Origin of the sequence: Streptomyces sp. NPDC001222, assembly GCF_042896945.1 — a bacterium.
Classification (GTDB): domain Bacteria; phylum Actinomycetota; class Actinomycetes; order Streptomycetales; family Streptomycetaceae; genus Streptomyces; species Streptomyces gibsoniae.
Map to the genome: position 1 here is coordinate 62,211 of NZ_JBIAXT010000028.1, position 14,266 is coordinate 76,476.

Consider the following 14,266-nt stretch of genomic DNA (forward strand, 5'->3'; position numbering starts at 1 on the left):
GGTCGGCGGAACCGTAACAGCGGGCTCAGAACAGCCGCAGCTTGTCGTCCTCGATGCCCCGCAGCGCGTCGTAGTCCAGGACCGCGCAGCCGATGCCGCGGTCCGTCGCGAGGACACGGGCCTGGGGCTTGATCTCCTGGGCCGCGAAGACACCGCGGACCGGCGCGAGGTGCGGGTCGCGGTTGAGGAGTTCCAGGTAGCGCGTGAGCTGCTCCACCCCGTCGATCTCGCCGCGCCGCTTGATCTCGACCGCCACGGTCCCGCCCTCGGCGTCCCGGCACAGGATGTCCACCGGGCCGATCGCCGTCATGTACTCGCGGCGGATGAGCGTGTAGCCCTCGCCGAGGGTCTCGATGCGGTCCGCGAGCAGTTCCTGAAGGTGCGCTTCCACGCCGTCCTTGATCAGCCCGGGGTCCACGCCCAGTTCGTGCGAGGAGTCATGGAGGACTTCCTCCATTGTGATGATCAGTTTTTCGCCCGTCTTGTTGACGACGGTCCAGACGCCCTCCTCGTCGCCCGACCCCTCCTTCAGCGTGCAGGGCGGCGACATCCAGTTGAGGGGCTTGTAGGCCCGGTCGTCCGCGTGGATCGAGACGCTGCCGTCCGCCTTCACCAGGATCAGGCGGGGTGCGGAGGGAAGGTGGGCGGTGAGCCGACCCGCGTAGTCGACTGAGCACCGGGCAATGACGAGACGCATGGTCGGCAACGCTACTCGACCGAACCGCCCCGACGCGATTCGCCCTCCTCGGTCCCGCTGCGGACCGGCCTCCCCGCATCCTCCGTTTCACCCGGGATGCCCCCGTTCGCCAATGGCTTGTTGTGTGCCTAATGAGAGTCGGCTCTGTGCGCATTCTCCTGGTGCGGTCACCGTCCGTTGCTTACCGTAGTAAACGGGAGGTCGCGCGGTGTGTACGCAGCGTGTTCGATATCGCGAACTTCCCGTCCCTGTCCGTGAACCCCTGTTGTCTCGGGGTGCGAGAGGAGTACCCATGTCGCTCGACGTCTCACCGGCCCTACTCGAACAGGCCGAGCGAGGCGAGGTCGACGAAGCCGATTTCGTCGACTGCGTCCGGACCTCCCTGCCCTATGCGTGGGAGATGATCAGCTCCCTGGTGGCCCAGCTGAAGGTGGACGGCGGCGCGTTCGCCGACAACCAGACGCCCCCGCCGGACGAGCAGGCACGTGGACAGCTGCTGCGTGCGCTTGCCAGTGACGCGATACGCGGCGCCCTGCAGCGGCACTTCGGAGTGCGCCTGGCCTTCCAGAACTGCCACCGGGTGGCGGTGTTCCCGCTGGACTCCTCAGTGGACGACACGTTGGCTCGCTTCACCTCGGTCCGCAGTCAACTGCTCAACCAGTCGCCGGAACTGCGCGACTGCTGAGCCACATGAAGCCGTAAGGCTTGCCGCTCGGTACGCGGGAGGTGCATCTGTACCGGAGCGGCAAGCTCCCGCCGGGCCCGGGTGACGGGCCCGGGCCCGGCGGGTTCAACGGAGTTGGGGCAGCACCTCGGCACCCAGCCTGCGCACGTTCTCCTCCGTCGCCGCGAGGTCCCCGGAGCCTTCGAGCAACAGGGCGAAGCGATTGATGCCCGTGCGCTCGGAGGTAGCCGTCAGACGGTCGGCGCACAGCCGTGGCGTGCCCACCGGGTGCAGTCCGCAGAGCAGTTCGGTGTACGCCAGCGGGTCCCGCATGCTCCGGGCCCGGCCGTCGACCGTCACATGAGCCTCGAGGCCCTGTTTCAGCCAGCCTGGCATCGCCTTCGTCAGCGTCTCGACGGCGTCGGCGCGGCGGTCGGCGATCTGGCAGACGCCGGCCGAGACATGACCGGCCCGGGCGACGGTGTCTCCGTCGATCCCGGCCGCCCGGGCGCAACTCCGCCACAGCGCCACCATGTCCGCCTTCTCCTCGTCCCCGACATGCATGCCGAGGAGCATCGGCAGCCCCCGCTCGGCCGCGAGCCTCACGCTCGCGGGTGAGGTGCAGGCGACGACGACCTCGGGGCCCTCGGTGTCGGTGAGCGACTCGGACGGGCGCGGGACGACCGGGACCTCACGGAAGGTGAATCGTTCCCCCGCGGCGGCGACGGACGGTTCACGCAGCCAGCGCACCAGCAGATCGAGTGATTCGGGGAAGTCCGTCTCGTACGCCCGCAGGCCCGCGCCGAACACCTCCAGGTCCACCCAGGGGCCGCCGCGCCCCACGCCCAGGGTGAAGCGCCCGCCCGTGGTGAGGTGCAGCAGCGCGGCCTGCTCGCCGAGCGCCACCGGGTGGGAGGTGGGCAGCACACTGACCGCCGTACCGACCCGGATCCGTCGGGTGCGGCCCAGCAGGAGTGCCGCCAGGGTGATCGCGGAGGGGCATGTGCCGTACGGCACGAAGTGGTGCTCGGCCAGCCACACGGCGTCGAGGCCCGCCTCCTCGGCGACTTCGGCCGACCGCACCGCACGGTGCAGCGCTTCCCCCTGTCCCTGGCCCGGAAACTGGGCGGCCAGTACAAAACTTCCTACGAGCATGGCATTTCCTGCTTTCCTGGCTCCGACGCGGAGCTCCCCCGCCCGGCATAACTGCCTGACATGTGCCGAAGTCACGGCCTCACGGAGAGATTTGCGGATTGTCTACAGAATCGGCCGGTGGGAGGGGGTTCTGTCAGGGTTGGATACGTACGCGTACCCGCGTCGAGCCCGCGTAGGCTGGATGCGGCCCCTGCTCCCCGATGACTCCGTGAGGTGTTCCGTGTCGCCGCGTCGCAACCGCCCCAAGGGCTCAGGCTCGTCCGGCCGGAACGCGGAGGACGACGAGCAGCCCCGCTACGGCGGCCGGCAGACCACCGAGAGCTGGCGCGGCGAGGAGTGGAGCGTGCGTCATGTGGCGGGCGCCGCGACCGAGGGCAAGACCTACCGCTGCCCGGGCTGCGACCAGGTGATCCCCTCCGGCGTCCCGCATGTGGTGGCCTGGCCCGAGCACGCGGGCGTGGACGACCGCCGGCACTGGCACCGGGCCTGCTGGAGCGCGAAGGACCGCCGCACCACGCGGGTGCAGCGGTCCCGTAACGCGCCGAGGTACTGAGGACTGAGGGACTGACTACACGTCCCGACGCTCCAGCAGCAGATAGGCGCCCGCGAAGGCGGCGGCGGTCACCCCGGCCATGATCCACAGCGGGTCCCAGCCGGACGGGCCCGACGAGGTCAGGGAGTTGGAGTAGAAGACGCTGAGCTGGTTCGGGATCGAGTACTCGAACAGGGCCTTGCGCACGCCGTCGAGCGAGTCCGAGAACATGAACAGCGCGATGACCAGCGGGGCCAGCACAATGCCGATCATGATGGTGATGGCACCCGCCGAGTGCCGGATGATCGAGCCCAGGGCGAGCGAGAGCAGGCCGAGCAGCGCCAGGTAGAGCGAGATCCCGAGCGTGCCCTTCAGCCACTCCCCGCCGGAGGGCGTCCGGGCGCCGTCGAGCAGGGCCACATCGGCGAAGGCGACCAGGCCGACGGAGATCAGGGTCACGGTGAACGCGACCGCGAAGAACACCACCGCCTTCGCGGCCAGCACCCGCCCGCGGGAGGGGCAGGCGACCATCGTGGTGCGGATCATGCCGGTGCCGTACTCCGAGGCCGTGGTCAGCACGCCCAGCGTCATGAGGCAGATGCTGCCGAGCAGCAGCCCGAAGACGCCGAACGACAGCGGGTTCTGCCCGTTCAGCTCCGCCGTCCCGGAGCTGGCGGCCACCAGCGCGGCGACCAGCAGACCGATGCCGACGACGAGCAGGACGAACACGCCCAGCGTCCACATCGTGGAGCGCACCGACCTGATCTTCGTCCACTCCGAGGAGAGGGCGTGTCCGAGGCGCGTGCGCACCACGGGGATCGGCGAGGTGTAGGTGGGATACGCGGACCCGGAGGCCGTCTGCCAGGCGGGCGCGGCCTGCGGCATCGGGGGCTGGGGGGTGCTCATCGGGCGTCCTCGGACTTGGTCAGGTCGGCGGCGGCGGAGGCAGGGGCGGAGGCGGGCGCCGGGGCAGCGGACTCCGCCGGCTTCGCGGGCGGTTGCTCGGGCGCGGAGGCCTCGGGCTTCGCGGGAGCCGGCGCGGCGGGCGCTGCGGCCGGGGCCGGCGCCTGGTCCTGCGGGGCCGGCTGGGCGTAGGGGTTCGGCTGCCCGTCCGTGTCCGCGGGCGGCTGCCCGGGCAGCGCGAACGGCTGCCCGCCGTGCTGGGGCGACGGCGGGGCGTACCAGCCCGGCTGGCCCTGCCCCGGCACCGGCACCGGAGGCTGGACGCCGGGCGGCAGCGGCTGCATCAGGCCGGCCTTCTGGTCGATCGTCGAGCGGTAGTCGACCGCGGCCTGCGTCATCCGCATGTACGCCTCTTCCAGCGATGCCTGGTGCGGCGACAGCTCCCACAGGCGTACGTCGCTGTCGTGCGCGATGTCGCTGATGCGCGGCAGCGGCAGCCCGGTGATCCGCAGCGCGCCGTCCTGCTCGGGCAGCACATGGCCGCCCGCCTCGGTGAGCGCGGAGGTCAGCTTCTCGCGCTGCTGCGGCTCGGTGTCGGGCGTGCGCACCCGCGCGAAGTCGGCGGAGTTCGCCGAGATGAAGTCCTTGACGCTCATGTCGGCGAGCAGCTGCCCGCGCCCGATCACGATCAGGTGGTCGGCGGTCAGCGCCATCTCGCTCATCAGATGGGAGGAGACGAAGACCGTACGGCCCTCCGCAGCGAGCGCCTTCATCAGATTGCGCACCCAGAGGATGCCCTCGGGGTCCAGGCCGTTGACCGGCTCGTCGAACAGCAGCACCTGGGGGTCGCCGAGCAGCGCGGCGGCGATGCCGAGACGCTGGCCCATGCCGAGCGAGAAGCCCTTGGACCGCTTCCTGGCCACCTCCTGGAGCCCGACGACGCCGAGCACCTCGTCGACGCGGCGGGCCGGGATGCCGGACAGCTGGGCCAGGCTGAGCAGGTGGTTGCGGGCGGACCGGCCGCCGTGCACGGCCTTGGCGTCGAGCAGAGCACCGACGTGGCGGGCGGCGTTCGGCAGCCGGCGGTACGGGTAGCCGCCGATCGTCACCTGCCCGGCGGTCGGGTTGTCCAGGCCGAGGATCATCCGCATGGTCGTCGACTTGCCCGAGCCGTTGGGCCCGAGGAAGCCGGTGACGGCACCGGGCCTCACCTGGAAGGAAAGGTTGTACACGGCCGTCTTGTCGCCGTAGCGCTTCGTCAGGCCGACTGCCTCGATCATGCTCCGCACCCATCGAAAGGTTCAGGACGTCGGGGCCCACACTGCCCCCGTAAGGGTTAGGAGGATATCGGGGCGCTGACGGTTCCACTCAAGAGAATGTAAAAGCTCGCAGGTCACCGGGGTGTGACGGGGACCTGACGATCAGGCGTCGCGTCTCCTCAGCAGGAGGTATCCACCGGCCAGCGCCGCGGCCACCCACAGCACCATGATCCCGAGACCGCCCCAGGGGCCGTACGGGGTGTCGTCGCCGAGGCTCGGCACGACCTGGAGGATTCTGCTGCCGGCCTGGTCGGGCAGGAAACGGCCGACGTTCTTCGTCGCGGAGACGCTCCCCAGGATGTTGGAGATCAGAAAGAAGAACGGCATCAGGATGCCGAGCGACAGCATCGGCGAGCGCAGCATCGCCGCGACCCCCATCGAGAACACCGCGATGAGCGTCATATAGAGGCCGCCGCCGAAGACCGCGCGCAGCACGCCGGGCTCGCCGAGCGACGCCCGGTAGGGGCCGAGCATCGCCTGCCCGAGAAAGAAGGCGGCGAAGCTCGTGACCATGCCGACGACGAGGGCGAGCGCGGTCGCCACCGCGACCTTGCCGAACAGGAACATGCCGCGCCGGGGGACCGCGGCCAGCGAGGTGCGGATCATGCCGGTGCTGTACTCGTTCGACACGACGAGCACCCCGAACACGATCATCGCGAGCTGGCCGAGGCTCATCCCGGCGAAGCTCACATAGGTCGCATCGAAGGAGAGCCGGTCGGCCGGGAGGGTGCGGTCGGACTCGCTCCGGGTCAGCGCCGAGATCAGCATGCCGAGGACCACGGTGACGACCAGGGCCAGGGACAGCGTCCACACCGTGGAGGCAACCGACCGGATCTTCGTCCACTCCGAGCGCAGGACCTGGGTCACCGCCATGGCTCAGCCCGCCTTTCCCCGGTCGGCACCCCATCCGGCGCGTGCCGCCTGCCGGGGCCGGCCGACGGCCGCGTCGGTGTGCGCGTGGTACTCCACCGCCGGTGCGGTCAGCCGCATGAACGCCTCCTCCAGCGAGGCCTGCCGGGGGCTCAGCTCATGCAGCACGATCTGGTGGCCGGCGGCCAGTTCGCCGACCAGCTCCGCCTTCTCGCCCTCCACCTCCAGGGCGCCGCTGCCGCACTCGACGACCGTGATGCCGCCCTCGTGCAGCACATCGAGCAGCCGCTCGCGCTGCGGGGTGCGGATCCGGACGTAGGTCCGGGAGTTCTGCCGGATGAAGTCGGCCATGGAGGTGTCGGCGAGCAGCCGGCCCTGGCCGATCACGACGAGATGGTCGGCGGTCAGCGCCATCTCGCTCATCACATGGCTGGAGACGAACACGGTCCGGCCCTGCGCCGCCAGGGACTTCATCAGGGTGCGGATCCAGTGGATGCCCTCGGGGTCCAGGCCGTTGGCCGGCTCGTCGAACATCAGGATGTCCGGGTCGCCGAGGAGCGCGGCCGCGATACCGAGGCGCTGGCCCATGCCGAGCGAGAAGCCCTTGGCCTTCTTGTGCGCCACGGCGGTCAGCCCCACGGTGTCGAGGACCTCGTGGACGCGGGAGGCGGGAATGCCGTTGCTCTGCGCGAGACACAGCAGATGGTTGAAGGCGCTGCGCCCGCCGTGCACCGCCCCCGCGTCGAGCAGGGCGCCGATGCGGGTCAGCGGGTCCTTCAGCTGGTCGTAGTGCATCCCGTCGATACGGACGTCGCCGGCGGTGGGATGGTCGAGCCCGAGCACCATCCGCATGGTGGTCGACTTCCCGGCGCCGTTCGGCCCGAGGAAGCCCGTGATCATGCCCGGTCTGACCGTGAACGTGAGGTCGTCGACCGCCAGTTTCTCGCCGTACCGCTTGGTCAGCCCCTCCAGCTCGATCATGCGGCCACCGTAAGACGGGCGTTCGGGGCCTGCCACCCGAGCCGGTCGCCCGGCGGAAGGGACTGGTGCCCGCGTACGACAGGGCCCGCACCCCCGAAGGATGCGGGCCCTGTCGTACACAACCGGTCAGGCGTTACCGGGTCTGCTGCGCCGGGACCCCACGGGAGATCGGCTCGTCCTCGGTCGGCGAACCGGCGGCGGCCACCGCCGCGCCCGTGAGCGTCGCGAGCATCTCGCGGACGTTCGTGAGCTGGGCGTTGATGGAGTCGCGACGGTTGGTCAGCGCCGCCAGCTCGCGCTCGGATTCCGAGCGGATGCGGTCGGCCTTGGCGTTCGCGTCGGCCACGATGTCCTCGGCCTGGCGCTGGGCCGTCTCCACCGTCTGGCGGGCGCGGCGCTCGGCGTCCGTACGCAGCTTCTCGGCCTCCAGGCGGAGCTGCTCCGCGCGGTGCTCGATCTCGGCCAGTCGCTTCTCGGCCTTGGCCTGACGGGAGGCCAGGTCGCGCTCGGACTGCTCACGCCGCTTGGCGAGGTTCGTCTCGAAGTCGGCGGCGGCCTGCGCGGCCTTGGCGCGGGTCTCCTCGAAGAGGGCGTCCGCCTCCTCGCGCTTGGACTGCGCGTCCTTCTGCGCCTCGGCACGCAGCTGCGAGGCGTCGCTCTTGGCCTTGTCGACGATCCGGACGCCCTCGTCCTCGGCCTTGGACTTGCGTTCCGCGGCGAACGATTCTGCGTCGTTGCGCACCTGCTGGGCCGCCGACTCGGCGAGCTCACGGTGCTGCTCGGCGGCGCGGCGGGCCTCCTCGCGCAGGTCCTTGGCCTCCTCCTCGGCGAGACGGAGGATCTTCTCGACGCGCGCGCCGAGACCCGCGTACGACGGCTCCGCGTCGCTTACCTGGGCCTGGGCGTTCTGCGTCTCGAGGTGGAGCTCCTCGATGCGCTTTTCCAGAGCGGTGATGCGTGCGAGAGCACTGTCACGGTCGGAGACGAGCTTGGAGATCCGTTCGTCCACCTGAGCGCGGTCGTACCCACGCCGCACAAGCTCGAAGCCGTAGGGGGAAGTGTCGCTCATGGGGTTCCTGTCGAATGAGACCAGTGAGGTGATAAGGGAATCCTAGGGGTCGATGCGGCGTGTCATCGAGCGGATGCGTGTTTGATCTGGAGAATGACACTCCTTTTGGGTGGCTGACTGTCGGGAGGCTTGCCAGGACCTGTGGAAACGTCCCGACAAGCACAGAATCAGCGCTTCTGACTACCCTTCTGACGTCTTGCCACCCGAACGGGTCGCACCCGCTGCGGCTCCCGCCTTGACGCCTCCGTCCTTGCCACCGTTCGGGGCCTCGAAGGACTCCAACGCCTCCAGGACATCCTGGACACGCGAGATCTCCGCGTTGATGTCCTCACGCCGGCGCACCAGGATCTCCAGCTCCCGCTTGCCCTCCTCGACGGCCTTGCGGGCCTCGCGGATGGCCTCGGCCTTGATCTGCTCGGCCTCGGAGACCAGCGTGGCCTTCTTCTGCTCGGCCTCCTTCAGCAGGCCCTCCGCCTTCTTGACGGCGGCGATACGGACCTTGCCGGCCTCGGAGTTGGCCTCCGAGAGGGTCTCCTTCGCCTGTGCCTTGGCCTTCTCCAGCTGCTCCTCGGCGGCCTTGACCAGCGCGTCGCACCGCTCGCCGGCCGACTTCATCGTCTCGGCCGACTCGCGCCGCGCCCGCTCGTGCAGCTCCTCGATCTCCGTCGTGATGCGCTCGCGCAGCTCCTCCGCGCGCTCCCGGATCGCGGTCGCGTCCCGGCGCGCCCCGACGAGCAGCTCGTCCGCGTCCGAACGCGACCGCTCCACCAGCGTGTTGCCCTCGACCGTCGCCTCGGCCACCAGGCGCTCGGCCTCCTTGCGCGCGGCACCCACCATGGTGTCCGCCTGCGTCTCGGCCTCCGCCGTCGTCCGGTGCGCGCTCTGCTGGGCCTCTTTGAGCAGCTTGTCGGCCTCGGCCGTGGTCTCCGTGATGAGCGTGTCCACCTGTTCGGCCGCCTCGGAGCGCCGCTTGTTGGCGTCCTTGCGAGCCTCGTCCAGGGTGCGCTCGGCCTCCTCGCGGGCGGCCGTGGTGAGCCGCTCGGCCTCCGCCTCGGCCTCGGCCCGCACTCGCTCCGACTCCTTGCGGACGCGTTCGGCGTGCGCCTGCGCGGACCCGACCGTCTCGGCGGCCTCGGCGCGCAGTCGCTCCGCCTCGCCGGTGGCGTCCGAGAGGAGCGCATCGGCCTTGGCCACGGCCTCGGCCCGGACCCGCTCGGCCTCGGCGGCGGTCTCCGTGGTGAGCCGCTCGGCCTCCGCCGCCGCCTCGGTGATCAGGGTGTCCGCCTGCGTGGCCGCGTCCGAGCGGATCCGGTTGGCGTCCTCGCGCGCCTCCGCACGGGTGCGCGCCGCGTCCTGCTCGGCGGTGGCGACGGTGTCCGACGCCTCCGTCCGGGCGCGCTGGGCGTGCTCGGCGATCTCCGTGCGCATCCGCTCGGCCTCGGCGATCGCCTCCGAGACCGTCCGCTCGGCCAGCGACTTGGCGGCGTCCGTCTCCTCGGCGGCCTCCCGGCGGATACGGCCCGCGTCCTCGGCGGCCCGCTCGCGCTCCGCGTAGGCGTCGGCGCGGACCCGGTCCGCCTCCTCCTGCGCCTCGGTGCGCGTACGGTCCGCCGCGTGCTCGGCGGCCGAGCGCAGTCCGGTGATCTCCTCCTGGGCCTGCTCGTGCAGCCCGACCACGGAGTCCCGCACCTGCTGGGCGTGCAGCTCGGCGGCCGACACCATCTCGGTGGCGCGCCGGTCGGCCTCCTCCACCAGGCGGACGGCCTCGGTCTGGGCCTCCTCGACCCGGGCACGCGCCACGGCGAGCAGTTCCTCGCTCTGCTCTCGGGCCCGCTCGCGCTCCTGGTCGGCCTCCTGCCGTGCGGAGCCGAGCAGCTCCTCGGCCTCGCGGCGGCGCCGGACGGCCTCGTCCTGGGCGGCGGCCAGCGTCTCGGTGGCCTCTGCGGCCAGCCGCTCGGCGGCGGCCTGGGCCTCGGCCCGGACCCGGTCCGCGGTGTCCTGCGCCTCCGTCTTCAGCCGCTCGGCCTCGGTCGCCGCGTCCGTACGCAGGCGTACGGCGACGGCCTCGCCCTCGGCACGGGAGGCGGACGCGTCGGCCGCGGCCTCCGTACGCAGCCGGTCGGCCTCGGCCTCGGCCTGCGCCTGGAGCGTACGGCTGCGCTCGGCGGCCTCCGACCGGAGCCGGTCGCCTTCGTCGACGGCCTCGCGGCGGATCCGCTCGGCCTCCGCCCGCGCGTCGGACAGCGCCTCCTCGGCGGAGGCGAGCCGCTGCTCGGCCTCGCTGTGGAGGCGGGCCAGCTCCTCGGCGGCCTCCGCGCGGCGGGCCTCGACGGCCCGCTCGGTGTCGTCGCGCAGCTCGCGGGCGGCCTTCTCCGCCTGCTCCCTGATCGCGTCCGACAGCTCCACGGCCTCGGCGCGCTGGGTCTCGGCCTCCTTGCGGGTGCGCTCCAGGGTCTCCTCGGCCTGGCGGCGCAGCGTCGAAGCGCGCTCGATGGCCTCGGTACGGACCTTCTCGCTGTCGTTCGTGGCGCTCTGGCGCAGCTCGTCCGCGTCGGCCTTCGCCTTGGCGAGCAGCTCCTCGGCGGTCTTGGCCGCCTCCTCGATCTGCTGGACGGCCTCGCGCCGGGCCTCGGCGCGGATCTTCTCGCCCTCGGCGACCGCCTCGGAGCGCAGGTGCTCGGCCTCGCCGCGCAGCCGGCGGGCCTCCTCCTGCAGCTCCACCGTCTTGGCGCGGTACTCCTTGGTGTCGTCCTTCGCCGCGCCCTTGAGCTGCTCGGCGAGGTCGTGCGCCTCACCGCGCAGCCGGTCCGCCTCGGCCTCGGCCTCCCGGCGGATCCGCTCGGCCTCCTCGGCGGCGGCCTTGGTGGTCGCCTTGGCGTCCTCGGACGCCTTGGTGAGGACGTCCTCGGCCGTGCGGGCGGTCTTGGCGAGCTGGGAGGCGGTCTCCTCGGCGGTGATGCTGCGGGCCTTCTCGCCGGCCTCGGCGAGGATCTTCTCGGCCTCGGCGCGCGCGTCCGCGACCACCTGCTCGGCCTCGGCCTTGGTGGCCTCCGCGTCCTTGGTGGCCTCGCTGACCAGCCGGGCGACCTGCTCCTTGGCGGTGCGCGTGCGCTGCTCGTTGGTCGACTCGGCATGGGCGAGGGCCTTGGCGGCGGCGTCCTTCGCCTCGGCGAGGACCTTGTCGGCCTCGGTGCGCGCCTCGCGCAGGGCCGTCTCGGCCTCCGTCATCCGCTGCTCGGCGGTACGGCTGAGCTCCGCCGCCTGACGGCGGGCGGCGTCCGACTCGGTCGCGGTGGAGGACCGCAGCTGCTCGGCGTGGTCGGTGGCCTCCTGGGCCTGGGTGGACGCGGCGTTGAGCAGCCGCTCGGCGTCCGTGCGGGCCCGGCGCAGGATCTGGTCGGCCTCGGCGCGGGCGCTCTCGGTGTCGCTCTGCAGCCGCTGCCGGGCCTCGGCGACGAGCCGCTCGGCCTCGGCGCGCGCGGCGGCCAGGGACTGCTCGGCCTCGGCGCGCGACTCCTCGACGAGCCGGCGGGCCTGCGACTCGGAGCGGGCGCGCAGCTGCTCGGCCCACGCCACGTTCTCGTTGACGTGCGACTCGACGGTCTGCCGGCGCTCCGCGAGCTCCTGGTCCAGCTGCTGGCGGCGGGCGACCGCCTCCGCGTGCAGCTCCGCCTGGAGGCGGGCGACCTGCTCGGCGTGTTCCTGGAGGATGCGCTGCGTCTGGGCGCGGGCCTGGCTCAGCTCGCGTTCCGCGTCCGCCCGCAGCTGGTCCGCCTGCGTCTGCGCCGTACGGAGCATCTGCTCGGCCTGGTAACCGAGATCGGCCCCGTCGTAGGCGGGACGGGTCATGAGTGTGCGCCGCGCCTCGTGCAGCTTGGCGCGCAGCACCTCGACCTGGTAGCCGAGATCCTCGGCGTGCTGGATCGCCTTTTCCCGCTCGGTCTTCAGCCGCTCCATCTCGGCCTCGAACCGAGAGAGGTGGTCGACGTCAGCCGCCGGCTCTCGCTCCTGGCGTTCGTAGCCCCGCACTGCGCGGTCCCATCCGTCCCCTGGTCGCAAGTCTCTCCAAACGAGCTCCGTCCATCCGCCGAACGGGGCCCCCGGGGAATGGTGTCAGATCAACGACGGAGCATGGGCTGCTGCCCCGACGCTCGTCCCCCGAAACCCGGACCCCGGCCTGCCGTCACGCCGCTTCACGGCGGGACGCGGTCGCCCTGGTGGAGCGACGACCGCCCCCAACCCTACCGGCCCATATGTACGGCAGTCAGTGCTCAGGTGACTCAACAGCCGCCGATGTGACGAGTTCTGTGAGCACACCATGGCAATCCTTGGGGTGCAGGAAGGTGATCCGCGACCCCATGGAACCACGTCGTGGCTCGTCGTACAGGACGCGTACGCCCTTGTCCCGGATGTCGGCGGAGTCCTGGTCGACATCCGCCGTACCGAAGGCGATGTGATGCACGCCCTCGCCGTTCTTGGCCAGCCACTTGGCCACGGTGGAGTCCTCACGGACGGGTTCGAGGAGCTGGAGGTAGGAGGCGCCGCCGTCGTCCGTGTTGTTGATCTTCAACATGGCCTCCCGCACGCCCTGCTCCTCGTTGACCTCGGTGTGGAACACGGTGAAGCCGTACGTCGAGGTGTAGAACTCGACGGCCTTCTCCAGGTCGAAACAGGCGATCCCGATGTGGTCGATTCGCGTCAGCATAGGAATCAGTGCAGCGCTCCGGACGTGGTTACGCAACGTGCGCGCGATCACACTGACAGCCCGATGACGGGGTGCAGTACTGCTCAGTACATTCGAAGTAAACCCTCGTTCACTCCTCGGCTGTGCAAGCCGGAAGGGGATCGCAGCTCATGTCTGGAACGAACAGCACGACCTCCGTCATCGTCGCGGGTGCCCGCACCCCGATGGGACGGTTGCTCGGCTCGCTGAAGTCCTTCTCCGGAGCCGACCTCGGCGGCTTCGCGATCAAGGCCGCCCTCGACCGTGCGGGGATCGGCGGCGACCAGGTGCAGTACGTGATCATGGGTCAGGTGCTGCAGGCCGGGGCCGGGCAGATCCCGGCGCGCCAGGCCGCGGTCAAGGCGGGCATCCCGATGAACGTCCCGGCCCTGACCGTCAACAAGGTGTGTCTGTCGGGTCTGGACGCGATCGCGCTCGCCGACCAGCTCATCCGCGCGGGTGAGTTCGACGTGATCGTCGCGGGCGGCCAGGAGTCCATGACCAACGCCCCCCACCTGCTGCCGAAGTCCCGTGACGGCTTCAAGTACGGCGCCGTCGAGATGCTCGACTCGATGGCCTACGACGGTCTGACCGACTCGTTCGAGGGCATCGCCATGGGCGAGTCCACGGAGCACCACAACACCCGTCTGGGCATCGGCCGCAAGGAGCAGGACGAGATCTCCGCGCTGTCCCACCAGCGGGCCGCGGCCGCCCAGAAGAACGGCATCTTCGAGGCCGAGATCACTCCGGTGGAGGTACCGCAGCGCAAGGGTGAGCCCGTCGTCTTCAGCAAGGACGAGGGCATCCGCGGCGACACGACGGTCGAGTCGCTGGCCAAGCTGCGTCCGGCCTTCAGCAAGGACGGCACCATCACGGCCGGCTCCTCCTCGCAGATCTCGGACGGTGCGGCGGCCGTGGTCGTGATGAGCAAGGCCAAGGCGCAGGAGCTGGGCCTGGAGTGGATCGCGGAGATCGGCGCCCACGGCAATGTGGCGGGTCCCGACAACTCGCTGCACTCCCAGCCGTCGAACGCGATCCGGCACGCGCTGAAGAAGGAGGGCCTGGAGGTCTCGGACCTCGATCTGATCGAGATCAACGAGGCGTTCGCGGCGGTCACCGTGCAGTCAATGAAGGACCTGGGCGTTACCCCCGAAATGGTGAACGTCCATGGCGGTGCGATTGCCCTGGGGCACCCCATCGGCATGTCCGGCGCCCGGATCGTCCTCCACCTCGCCCTGGAGCTCAGGCGGCGGGGCGGCGGCGTCGGCGCGGCCGCGCTGTGCGGCGGCGGCGGTCAGGGTGACGCGCTGATCGTGCGGGTACCCAAGGCCTGAGCGGTCTCGCCCCGACCTC

12 protein-coding genes are annotated in these 14,266 nt (G+C 71.1%); 3 read left to right on the plus strand and 9 right to left on the minus strand.

Going from position 1 to position 14,266, the window contains the following annotated elements:
* Positions 1-25: 25 nt before the first annotated feature.
* Positions 26-697, minus strand: a complete 672-nt coding sequence (nucS, locus tag ACFY2Z_RS30430) for an endonuclease NucS (protein WP_390747282.1) — start codon at positions 695-697, stop codon at positions 26-28.
* A gap of 292 nt (positions 698-989) precedes the next feature.
* Between nucS and ACFY2Z_RS30435 the strand changes: the two genes are divergently transcribed.
* Entirely contained in the window at positions 990-1,382 is a 393-nt protein-coding gene (locus ACFY2Z_RS30435) for an SCO5389 family protein (protein ID WP_310767044.1), read from the plus strand.
* 105 nt (positions 1,383-1,487) lie between these two features.
* Here the strand turns inward: ACFY2Z_RS30435 and ACFY2Z_RS30440 are convergent, their stop codons facing one another.
* Entirely contained in the window at positions 1,488-2,516 is a 1,029-nt protein-coding gene (locus tag ACFY2Z_RS30440; RefSeq protein ID WP_390747283.1) for an LLM class flavin-dependent oxidoreductase, read from the minus strand.
* Positions 2,517-2,736: 220 nt separating this feature from the next.
* On the opposite strand from ACFY2Z_RS30440, the gene ACFY2Z_RS30445 reads away from it, so the two are divergent.
* A complete protein-coding gene (locus tag ACFY2Z_RS30445) occupies positions 2,737-3,069 on the plus strand; it encodes an ATP/GTP-binding protein (RefSeq protein WP_390747284.1) in 333 nt (110 codons plus the stop codon).
* A 15-nt stretch (positions 3,070-3,084) separates the two neighbouring features.
* Here the strand turns inward: ACFY2Z_RS30445 and ACFY2Z_RS30450 are convergent, their stop codons facing one another.
* The 7 genes from ACFY2Z_RS30450 to mce form a co-directional block, all read right to left on the minus strand.
* Positions 3,085-3,954, minus strand: a complete 870-nt coding sequence (locus ACFY2Z_RS30450) for an ABC transporter permease (RefSeq protein WP_390747285.1) — start codon at positions 3,952-3,954, stop codon at positions 3,085-3,087.
* Positions 3,951-5,231, minus strand: coding sequence for an ABC transporter ATP-binding protein (locus tag ACFY2Z_RS30455; protein WP_390747286.1), 1,281 nt, complete (start codon positions 5,229-5,231; stop codon positions 3,951-3,953). The genes ACFY2Z_RS30450 and ACFY2Z_RS30455 overlap by 4 nt, the downstream gene beginning before the upstream one ends.
* 141 nt (positions 5,232-5,372) lie before the next feature.
* The gene (locus ACFY2Z_RS30460; RefSeq protein ID WP_390747287.1) at positions 5,373-6,143 is read right to left on the minus strand and encodes an ABC transporter permease; all 771 of its coding nucleotides are present in this window, start codon (positions 6,141-6,143) and stop codon (positions 5,373-5,375) included.
* 3 nt (positions 6,144-6,146) lie between these two features.
* Positions 6,147-7,121 carry an ABC transporter ATP-binding protein gene (locus ACFY2Z_RS30465; RefSeq protein ID WP_390747288.1) on the minus strand — a complete coding sequence of 325 codons (975 nt, stop codon included), beginning with the start codon at positions 7,119-7,121 and terminating at the stop codon, positions 6,147-6,149.
* Positions 7,122-7,254: 133 nt separating this feature from the next.
* Complete coding sequence (locus ACFY2Z_RS30470) at positions 7,255-8,190, minus strand: cellulose-binding protein (protein ID WP_390747289.1); 936 nt, start codon at positions 8,188-8,190, stop codon at positions 7,255-7,257.
* A 180-nt stretch (positions 8,191-8,370) separates the two neighbouring features.
* Complete coding sequence (gene scy / locus ACFY2Z_RS30475) at positions 8,371-12,219, minus strand: polarized growth protein Scy (protein ID WP_390747290.1); 3,849 nt, start codon at positions 12,217-12,219, stop codon at positions 8,371-8,373.
* Between the two features lie 235 nt (positions 12,220-12,454).
* The gene (gene mce / locus ACFY2Z_RS30480) at positions 12,455-12,895 is read right to left on the minus strand and encodes a methylmalonyl-CoA epimerase (RefSeq protein WP_390747291.1); all 441 of its coding nucleotides are present in this window, start codon (positions 12,893-12,895) and stop codon (positions 12,455-12,457) included.
* 149 nt (positions 12,896-13,044) lie between these two features.
* Here mce and ACFY2Z_RS30485 point away from each other — a divergent pair, with 149 nt between their 5' ends.
* Entirely contained in the window at positions 13,045-14,247 is a 1,203-nt protein-coding gene (locus ACFY2Z_RS30485; RefSeq protein WP_390747292.1) for an acetyl-CoA C-acetyltransferase, read from the plus strand.
* Positions 14,248-14,266: the final 19 nt, after the last annotated feature.

Coding starts and splice junctions, on each gene's coding strand:
- ACFY2Z_RS30455 (WP_390747286.1), bottom strand. CDS start 5,231: ATGATCGAGGCAGTCGGCCTGACGAAGCGCTACGGCGACAAGACGGCC.
- ACFY2Z_RS30450 (WP_390747285.1), bottom strand. CDS start 3,954: ATGAGCACCCCCCAGCCCCCGATGCCGCAGGCCGCGCCCGCCTGGCAG.
- mce (WP_390747291.1), bottom strand. CDS start 12,895: ATGCTGACGCGAATCGACCACATCGGGATCGCCTGTTTCGACCTGGAG.
- ACFY2Z_RS30485 (WP_390747292.1), top strand. CDS start 13,045: ATGTCTGGAACGAACAGCACGACCTCCGTCATCGTCGCGGGTGCCCGC.
- ACFY2Z_RS30435 (WP_310767044.1), top strand. CDS start 990: ATGTCGCTCGACGTCTCACCGGCCCTACTCGAACAGGCCGAGCGAGGC.
- ACFY2Z_RS30440 (WP_390747283.1), bottom strand. CDS start 2,516: ATGCTCGTAGGAAGTTTTGTACTGGCCGCCCAGTTTCCGGGCCAGGGA.
- ACFY2Z_RS30465 (WP_390747288.1), bottom strand. CDS start 7,121: ATGATCGAGCTGGAGGGGCTGACCAAGCGGTACGGCGAGAAACTGGCG.
- ACFY2Z_RS30470 (WP_390747289.1), bottom strand. CDS start 8,190: ATGAGCGACACTTCCCCCTACGGCTTCGAGCTTGTGCGGCGTGGGTAC.
- ACFY2Z_RS30460 (WP_390747287.1), bottom strand. CDS start 6,143: ATGGCGGTGACCCAGGTCCTGCGCTCGGAGTGGACGAAGATCCGGTCG.
- nucS (WP_390747282.1), bottom strand. CDS start 697: ATGCGTCTCGTCATTGCCCGGTGCTCAGTCGACTACGCGGGTCGGCTC.